Genomic DNA, 9,426 nt, shown 5'->3' on the forward strand with positions numbered 1-9,426 from the left:
TAACAACTGCTTGTAAAGCGCGTGAATTGGATACGCGTACTTGAAAATTCGTTTGCCCCATAACGACGCCTGTTGCTGCAAAAGTACTATTAAGGTCTATCCATCCCATCATCGAAGCATTGGTTAATCCGTTAATAAGATTACCATCTTCGGCATAGTCATTACGACCGTCAAAATTCAAATAAAATTTTTGATCAAGGTTACGTGGCGAACCAAAGCTCGTCGTATTAGTATCAAAAGTATCGATGATTCCATCAAAATCAGCATCTGTAGTTCCATTGATTCGGCCATTATTGTCAGTGTCAAGAGTAGCGTATAGTCCACCAGCAATATCAAATCCACCAGCATTGTCAGAATTCAAGTCAAGGAAGTCGGCAACACTATCATTATCAGTGTCTTGCGCATACGATTTTCCAGAAGTACCAAATCCAGTGAAGTTGTCATGAATATTCATTACGCCATCAGTATCGGTATCGGTATAATCTCCTTTACCGTCGCCATTGATATCGCCATCACCAAAAAGTAATCCAGCTTCATCAGTGTCAAAAAAGGAATCGTTATCGCTATCAAGGTCAATATAATTGGCTACTCCATCACCGTCAGTATTTAACAACGTATAGGTTCCTGCAGCAATTTGTGCTTCGATATAGTCATTAAAACCGTTTCCATTAGCATCAGCCCAAGAAGCCCCATTGGTTTTATCAAAAGTAGATAATCCGTTACTTGAAGCTTTGAAACCTGTTTCTTCAATATCGGGAATACCATCATTATCACTGTCTAAATCGTTTACATCGGTTAAACCATCACCATCGGTATCGACACAATTTTGGTTAATCGAAATTTGTATATCATCAATAAAATTACCTATTGATTGATTGCCAGAACCAGTTGGTCCAGCTTGAAAAGTAATTACAATTTGAGTTGCGTTTAATGGAATAGAGTAGGTTCCTGAATAAAGTCCCCATCCTGTTGTGCCGTCAATTAACGTTTGAACAGGTGTTGAAGCAAGGGCTTCTGTTAAAGATGTCCCTATTTTCATATATGCGGTGTCTACTCCTGATCTTCCGCGGTGTTTTACAGAATAGACGATTGTTCCACCTGCGCCATTCAAACAAAACGTTTGATAAAGTACACCGGGTACATTTGCATTTAATTCAGCAAATTGATTCCCAGTCGCTGCAGTAACCCCATTAAAGCCAGAACTCCAAATTTCGATTACATTTTCGGCACTAGTTTGCCAACCAGTTACTTGCGAGGTAGGTACAAATGAATAGGTAGCTGCGCCAATTACAGGTGTCTCAAAACTTCCATTTTGAAAAGGATCCGTTGTACAAGCACGACACTCAACTGCATCGGAAATACCGTCATTATCATCATCAAGATCTGAACCCGCATCGACTAGATCACCATCATTATCTACGATTCCATTCCCTTCAATACAAAAGGAATACGGATTTTCGTCGGAATCATTATTAGTAATCGTGATATAAGCTGTTTTCGTTCCAAAGCTATTCGGATTAAATGTTACAGTAAAAGTGGTTACCCCTCCAGTAGAAACTGTAGATGCGGGGAAAGAGGTAATTGAAAACTCACTTGCATGAATACCCGAAAGGGATGGAGTTCCCAAAATCAAATCAACTCCTGTTTCTCCATTTTGAATTGTAAAAGTTCGCGAAATTAATCCAGTATTTACGTCTGCAGTTCCAAAATAGGTATGATTAGTGCTACTTGAAGTAGTTGAACCATCAATAATTGTCGAACCATTTCCACTTATTTCAATTTCAGGAGTACTATAAGTAATTACTAATTGTCCGGAACCACCATTTCCACCTTTTTGCGAAGCATTGTCGTCGCTTCCACTTCCACCACCACCAGGAGCTGCACCATTGTTACTTGCGCCCGAGTTAACACCCGATCCACCTACACCACCACTGTTGGCTCCATTACCACCATTACCACCACCATTGGAGCTTCCTGCTGTTCCGTTTGTACCCGAAAGCGTAGTGCTACTTCCAAACGAAAGTGAGGCCAAACCACGATTTGATGGAGTAGCGGTTGAGTTATTCAAACCCGCATTTCCATTTATTGCCAAAACACCATTGCTTACGGATGTTGGTTGTGCATTAGCCCCCGTACGGTTAAACCAAGTACTTTGTCCATTACTAGCGCTTGTTGTTGCATTAGCAGCTGCACCAGTTCCTCCTGCACCCACAAAACCATATAAGGTTTGTCCTGGGCTTACACTTAGTACCGAACGTGCATAAGCACCTCCGCCTCCACCAGAACCACCATTGCTATTGGAATTATTGCTGTTACCGCCGCCGCCGCCGCCGCCCCAAGCTTCTACAGTGATGCTGGTAACACCGGCTGGAACAGTAAACAATTGACTTCCAGTAGTTGAATAAGTTATTGATTGCGTTTGTCCAAATAGGGATAATGAACAAGAAAAGAATCCAAATAAAAATAGGATAAGGTTGGGTAGGTGTAGTTTCGTTTTCATTTTTACTAGATTTAAACGATTGATTTGACAATTCAAAAATACATATAAATTGTAAAAACGTCGATAAAATACATTAAAAATCGATGAAATACACTTTAAATATTTAAAAATAATATAATTCTTACAATAAATTAATATCTATTACGATAAAAAATACGATTAGGTGGGTAGAAAATAAACTTGCAAGTGGAACATCAAGCGACCATAATTTGTTGTGAACATTTTGAATTTCTGACCGTGATAATTTGGTATAAAAAACACTTTGCGACTAACAGTAAAAGGATCTTTTTGAAGACTTTTTTTATCAATTCCTTACTCCATTTCCTGCCTCTAAATAAAATATTATTAGTCCCCTATTCCTAAATAATGTTAGGAATTTATTGTAATTATTTTTATTCAATTAGATATATATATATTAGAAATTATTTTTTTAAATTTGATTTAATATTAAAAAAAACTGAATCATTTGGTGTCATTTTAAATATTTCATAAGCTTCTTAACACTTAAATCACAAGATGTCATTTCATTCTTTGAACATCCAAAAAATAGGATTTTTTCTTATACTTATTACAATGACTATAAGTAAAGATGTATTTTCCCAAAACGATAATCATTGCGGCAAATCTTGGTCTGAATGGAAAACCGTTTGGAGTAGCACTAGTGGACAAGTAGATTACCAGCTTGAATTTTTTTCCAGTGGAAAATGTAGCTGTGGATTAGCAAGTAAATATGTACGAATCCGCCACACACTGCCCCAACGCACTTATGTAGAAATTTGGCTGGAAGGTAAGGATTGTGAAGATAAATTTATGAAAAGTAGCTTTGGTGCAGAAACAATGAATGGAGAAATTTCCAATGAAAAGGGTGACTGGCATACCTTCAAATCGATTTCAGGAATAGAAAAAGTACTCATTGAGTATATGGATGGTGAAAAGAAGATTAAGATTATAGCTACAAGGGCTGGTACAAAACGATACATTAACTCAATACCTGAAGAGGAATACAATAAGCAACAACAAAAAAAAGGTTCCGGTTCATCGGGTAATACTACGTATCGCAGTGGTTCAAATAAAGTAGTTCCAGGAACTGCTATGCCAACAATTGTTTTTCCAGGAGATGAATCTAATAGTTCATCAAATAATAAAAATATAGATCAGTCAACATCGTCTAATAGTGTCATTCAAAAACAAACTGCTGAACAACAGCGACAACAACAACTGGAGGCCAAAAGGAAGCAACAAGAAGCAGAACGTCTTCAACGTGAAGAAGCGTTTCGTCAAAACGAATTGCGCTATCAGGCCCAATTGAAAGAAATTACCCGTAAGAGTGAGGCTCGTGCGCAAAGAGATGCCGGAATTATGCAAGGAATCGGAGCTGTATTTTCCATCCTACAACAAAATAAAATAAGAAAGGGATTGAATGAAGATGCCGGAAAACGTAGAATGCGAATAGATGAGTTTAACACCAAAAGTAAAGACCCCTCTTATGAGTTGGCTGATTGCGATAAATGCAGTGGGGAAGGATATAAATCTTGTGGTAATTGTAAAGGAAAAGGAGAAAAAGTTTGTATCGCTTGTAGTGGCAGCGGTGGTAAAAGCTGCTCATTTTGTAATGGATCGGGTAAAAAAAGCTGGGGCACCTATATCTTATCATGTGCAAATTGTTCAGGAACAGGCTTAAATCAGTGTATTGCTTGCAGCAATAAAGGTGTTTCTGTATGTTTCTCATGCTATGGCCGAGGAGAATACCAGTGTTATTGCGAAGGTACGGGGAAGATGCTTCTAGTTAAGACCAACCATGAAGAAGTTAATCACGCTGTTGATAGTCTAGAAAATGATTTAACTTATGGATTGAAACATGCTGATATTGACGCTAAAATTTTAGCAGGATTTCAATTCAGTAATAAACCAACTGAAAAAGAACTAGACTCTGTTTATTATATCAGTTACAGTAGACGCAATAGTCAAGAAACTAAACCAACTGTTTTTATTGAGCTTTACATGATGAACAGATATAGTGACGGCACTTATCCCCTTTTATCTGATGTCTATAAGAAAATTAAATTTCAACCTGTAGTATCATCAGACGGTACAAAACTATTTCTTGGATTTTTCAAGAACTTGAATGAAGCAAAAACCGCTATGAAGTTAATTAACGACCGTGCTGCACAGCAGCAAATAGATGTGAATGAGAGAAAAGATCCTAAGAGAATTAATCCTCCTACATCTCCCACGAGAACTAACGATGATTTCTGGAACAACTAAAATGATATAATTTCTTATGAAGTATTTAATTCTTTCCACACTTACACTACTTTCGATTTTTACTCCACTGAGTGCTCAGATTACAGATCAACAAGCGCGTGAACAGTTTCTACAAGCAGAAGAGCTTTATGAAAAAGGAGATAATTTCCAATGCTACAAGGCTTGTCAAGATTTAATCGATAAATTAGGTAAGGCTAATCCGAGAATTCTTTATCTAGCCTTAAAATCAGCATATAATAGTTTGGAGAAAAAAAATGACAAGAGTGAATTGAGTTTTAAAAAATCTTACAAAAATTTTTCTATACTTAAACAGGATGCTGAAAAGTTCTTTTCAATGATTGATAAAAACACCTATCCCCCCGAGAAGTATCACGAAATGGTAGATGTGAATGAGTACATTCAAGCTGGATTAAAAACATATGCCTATCAAAATGAACGTAAACCAGAAGATGCCATTAATTTTCTGAACGATTGTGCAAGAAAATTTGCTATAAATGCCGATTCATCACCAGTTGAAGGGTGTATAGTTTGTGGGAGCTGTGAAGTTAGTTTCTCACTAAGTGGATCTCAATTAATCATTAATGTATTTGGTACCTATGAAGATAAACATGATCGCAGTTCTAATCAAGCTGGAAGAGAACGTATCGTCATAGATCTTTCAAAGGTATGGATTGAAAACTTTAAGTATAAATATCATAGCGTTATCACTTATAAGAACTTTTTTTTATTAGAATTTGGAAATATAGCATTACACGAAATTGACGAACGAAGAAATCTTTCCTTCTTCTGGGTAACAGATGAATCAGCTCCAATGATTGTGGGCCCCAACATCTTTATTAATGGAAAGTCAAATTATGATAATATAGATTGGTATTACGATCACGAATACAATAAAAAGTTAATATATAAGATCGAAGATTTTGAAAAGCATTTAAACTCTCACGGAATGGTAAAAAGAGGAGTCGGATTCTACATTTATACTTTTTTTAATCAAGATTGGAATGATGAGTTTAAAGCAGGAAAATACAGAGATAGAATTCTGGAAGCTTTTGAGTTCCTTATTGACTATTTTGGAGGGGGAACTCCGACTCAAAACAAACAGGAAAATGATAAAAACAAATCTAAATTCTAGATAGCTTGTTCTTTTTAAACCTTTCATTCCTTATGTTTTAAGTGCTTAATAATGTTGCAATATTTCATGATTGCCAATAAACACACTAGAAGTTCCGTAAACAAACTATGTTTGGTTTAAAGTAACATATTAGTTTGTATTAATGATAGTGAAATTATCGTTTAAAGATGGAATTTAATCCACTCTTTTTTTATCCATATATGGATCTTGTAATGTGTTTATAAGATAAAATGCATGTGTTTTTATCAAAAGTGTGACAGATTTCTTCTTGCAAGTACTATAAAACCTGAAAAGTGTGTCACAAAAGTGGCTGAAAAAGTGTTAAAAAGAGCTGTTTTTTAGTATTTTTTGAAGGTAGTTGTATAGATTTATTTTTGTAGTATATTTGAAAAATAAACCAGACACAGGGTGTTTTTTTGTAAAGTATAAGTTATTGAATTTCAATAGTTATAGTGAGTTTTCTGCAAAAAAAATCCTCACATTTCTGTGAAGATTTTCAAGTAGCGAGAGGGAGATTTGAACTCCCGACCTCAGGGTTATGAATCCTGCGCTCTAACCGACTGAGCTACCTCGCCAGGACAATGCAAAGCGTTTGCTAATGCGGGTGCAAATATATAATTTATCTAAAAGCTTGCAAATTATTCCTTCCAAAAAAAAAAATATTTTTTTAAAGTAAAGTTTCTTAAATATATTATATATTTCGAGAAATTTTAAACCATGGCACAAAAGGTACGTTACGAAATCGAGTTTCCTATAAACTCGTCACCTCAATTGCTTTATCAATATATTTCAAGCCCTTCTGGACTTCAGGAGTGGTTTGCCAATACGGTTAATTCTCGGGGTGAATTTTTTACGTTTCATTGGGATGATACAGAGGAAAATGCGCGTTTAGCATCAAAGAAAACAGGTGAGAAAGTTCGATTCAAATGGGTAGATGAAAATAAAAAAGATACCGAATATTACTTTGAATTGCGCATCCTTGAAGATGAAATTACAAAAGATGTCTCCTTGATGGTTATCGATTTTGCTGAAGAAGATGAAATTGAAGAATCCCAACAGTTGTGGGAAAATCAAATTTCTGACTTGAAACATGTCATTGGGTCGGTATAATATCCAACCAATAAAGTATATTTGTCCCTCCAGTAAAGAGGGATTTTTTTATGCTAAATTATAACGGAAAAATTTCAGATCATTTTGAGCTAACTGCTTCCAATCGCGGTTTTTTGTTTGGCGATGCATTGTTTGAAACGGTTCGGGTAGTTAACGGTAAAATAAATTTTAGTGAAGACCATTATTTTCGCTTGATGGCTTCAATGCGGATTTTGCGCATGCGAATTCCTCAAGAGTTTACACTGGAGTTTTTTGAATCGCAGTTACTTACGGTTATTCCTAACGATGGAGCGTATCGTGTGCGAATGACTGTTTTTCGCAACGAAGGTGGACGCTATACTCCCGAAACGAATTCAGTCTCCTATATCGTTAGCTCGGAGTCGCTAACCACTCCAACTTTCCAAATTAATTCAGATCCTTGTGAAGTGGATTTGTACAAAGATTTTCATATTACCAATCATCTACTTTCTACCTTAAAAACAACTAACCGACTCATCAATATTGTGGGTTCGATTTACGCAAAAGAAAATGGACTTCAGAATTGCTTGTTGATTAATGAATCTAAAAATGTTGTCGAAACCCTCAATGGAAATTTATTTATGCTGATGGGAACTACCGTAATTACTCCCCCTTTATCTGAGGGTTGTTTGAATGGTGTTTTAAGAAAACAAATGCTCAAAATACTCCAAAACTGGGAAGGGATAACGTTGTTGGAGCAACCGATTTCTCCGTTTGAATTGCAAAAAGCCGACGAATTGTTTTACACAAATGCTATACAAGGCATACAATCTATTACAAAATACCGTAAAAAGGAGTACGTAACTTCTTTTGCATCGGTGCTTACTAACGCCTTAAATGCATTAGTTTAAAATCGGATTTTCGGGCGCATTAGACCAAATAAGATAATCACCGCCCATTTCTACAATTTTTTCTTTCCAAAAACCCGTCGAATTTTTAGTTAATAAGGTTGCAGCATACGTATTGGAGCAAACAATCCACGAATGCATTTGTAGTTCATGTTCCAATTGTTGTGCATCCCATCCGGAATAACCTAAGAAAAAACGAATAGCGTCCCTTTGAATAGTTCCGTTATTGATTAAGGTTTTGGTCCGTTCAAAATCACCTCCCCAATAAATTCCATTTGAAATCTCGGTGCTGTTGGGAAGTAATTCTGGAACAGTATGGATAAAATATAAGTTGTCTTGTTCAACCGGTCCACCATCATATACTGTAAATGCAGCTTCGATTTCGGGTATTAAATCCTGCAGTGAATAGGATAAAGGCTTGTTTAAAATAAAACCTACCGAACCTTCTTCGTTATGTTCGGCCAATAAAATCACCGATCGATTAAAGGAACTATCCCCGATAATCGAAGGTTCGGCAATTAAAAGTTGGCCTTTTTGAAGGTTTTCAGAATGCATATTTCATTCAATTTACATTAAAGTTAGACAAAAAAACAATTGCCGCCCCATTCTATGCAAAAAAAAATCCCGATATAATCGGGATTTATGTATTCAATTGGGAGTAGAATTAGTTTACAGAACCTTCTAATTCAGCACCAGCTTTAAATTTCACTACGTTTTTAGCAGCGATTTTGATTGTTTTACCAGTTTGTGGGTTTCTTCCATCACGAGCAGCTCTTTTAGAAACTGACCAAGAACCGAAACCTACTAAAGAAACTCTACCACCTTTTTTCAAAGTAGATCCTACGTTTCCTAAAAATGATTCTAAAGCTAATTTAGCAGCTGCTTTAGAAATTCCAGCATCAGCAGCAATTGCATCGATTAATTCTGACTTGTTCATAATAATAGTTATTAATTGTTGGTTAAACTTAATTGTTAATCAAAACAAATTTAAAAGAAAATCCACAGTAGACAAGCCTCAACCCTTGTTTTTGCGCATTTTGTTGATAAATCAGGTGTTTTGTTGATAAGGTGCTCTAAAAACGTCGGAATCGCCTGCTAATAGTGCGATTAGTTCGAATACGCTTTACAATTTTCACTAAATTTCATACCGTTTACCACTTCTGTAGCCGTCATTTGTTTTTTACCAGGAAATTGTAACCGCAGTATTCTTAAAAATCCGCCTTTAACCGCTATTTTAATTTCTTTTTTGCTAGCAAGCCAAGTCCCAACACTTAACGAATGCTGCTGCGGTTCCCATTCGGTTTCATACAGTTTAATATTCCATTCATTCCCCTGATCATTTACAATACACCAAGCGGCAGGATATGGCGATAGACCGCGAATCTGATTGTAAATTTCCAAACCGGTTTTTGAAAAGTCAACTTTACAATTGTCTTTATTTAACTTATAGGCAGTTTTTATATCGGGCGTATCGTTCTGTATTGTAGTAGCAACTGTTCCCGTTGCAATTAATTCTAAGGTTTCCACTACAGCTTTACAGCCTAAATTCAAGA

The 9,426-nt window shown here is 36.0% G+C and carries 7 protein-coding genes, 1 tRNA gene and 1 pseudogene; 4 read left to right on the top strand and 5 right to left on the bottom strand.

Annotated elements, in window-relative coordinates; all coding sequences use genetic code 11:
* Window positions 1-2,500, bottom strand: a 2,500-nt coding sequence (locus tag Q0039_RS09365; RefSeq protein WP_297511987.1) for a choice-of-anchor D domain-containing protein, incomplete at its 3' end; no start/stop codon positions are given.
* 573 nt (window positions 2,501-3,073) lie between these two features.
* On the opposite strand from Q0039_RS09365, the gene Q0039_RS09370 reads away from it, so the two are divergent.
* Both Q0039_RS09370 and Q0039_RS09375 read left to right on the top strand, forming a co-directional pair.
* Window positions 3,074-4,765 (top strand): hypothetical protein, encoded by a 1,692-nt coding sequence (locus Q0039_RS09370; RefSeq protein WP_297511989.1) that lies wholly within the window; start codon window positions 3,074-3,076, stop codon window positions 4,763-4,765.
* Window positions 4,766-4,781: 16 nt separating this feature from the next.
* On the top strand, window positions 4,782-5,897 hold the full coding sequence (locus tag Q0039_RS09375; protein ID WP_297511991.1) for a hypothetical protein: 1,116 nt from the start codon (window positions 4,782-4,784) through the stop codon (window positions 5,895-5,897).
* Between the two features lie 501 nt (window positions 5,898-6,398).
* Here Q0039_RS09375 and Q0039_RS09380 read toward each other — a convergent pair.
* Window positions 6,399-6,472 (bottom strand) — tRNA-Met (locus Q0039_RS09380).
* A gap of 142 nt (window positions 6,473-6,614) precedes the next feature.
* Between Q0039_RS09380 and Q0039_RS09385 the strand changes: the two genes are divergently transcribed.
* Window positions 6,615-7,007, top strand: a complete 393-nt coding sequence (locus Q0039_RS09385) for an START-like domain-containing protein (RefSeq protein ID WP_297511993.1) — start codon at window positions 6,615-6,617, stop codon at window positions 7,005-7,007.
* 50 nt (window positions 7,008-7,057) lie between these two features.
* Window positions 7,058-7,876, top strand: a complete 819-nt coding sequence (locus tag Q0039_RS09390; RefSeq protein WP_297511995.1) for an aminotransferase class IV — start codon at window positions 7,058-7,060, stop codon at window positions 7,874-7,876.
* Here the strand turns inward: Q0039_RS09390 and Q0039_RS09395 are convergent.
* The 3 genes and pseudogenes from Q0039_RS09395 to Q0039_RS09405 all read right to left on the bottom strand — a co-directional run.
* Complete coding sequence (locus Q0039_RS09395; RefSeq protein ID WP_297511997.1) at window positions 7,868-8,428, bottom strand: YqgE/AlgH family protein; 561 nt, start codon at window positions 8,426-8,428, stop codon at window positions 7,868-7,870. The genes Q0039_RS09390 and Q0039_RS09395 overlap by 9 nt on opposite strands.
* A 109-nt stretch (window positions 8,429-8,537) precedes the next feature.
* Entirely contained in the window at window positions 8,538-8,810 is a 273-nt protein-coding gene (locus Q0039_RS09400; protein WP_297511999.1) for an HU family DNA-binding protein, read from the bottom strand.
* 170 nt (window positions 8,811-8,980) lie between these two features.
* Window positions 8,981-9,426 (bottom strand): annotated as a pseudogene (locus Q0039_RS09405) (methionyl-tRNA formyltransferase); the annotation flags it as partial.

Origin of the sequence: Flavobacterium sp. (assembly GCF_027484945.1) — a bacterium.
Lineage (GTDB): Bacteria > Bacteroidota > Bacteroidia > Flavobacteriales > Flavobacteriaceae > Flavobacterium.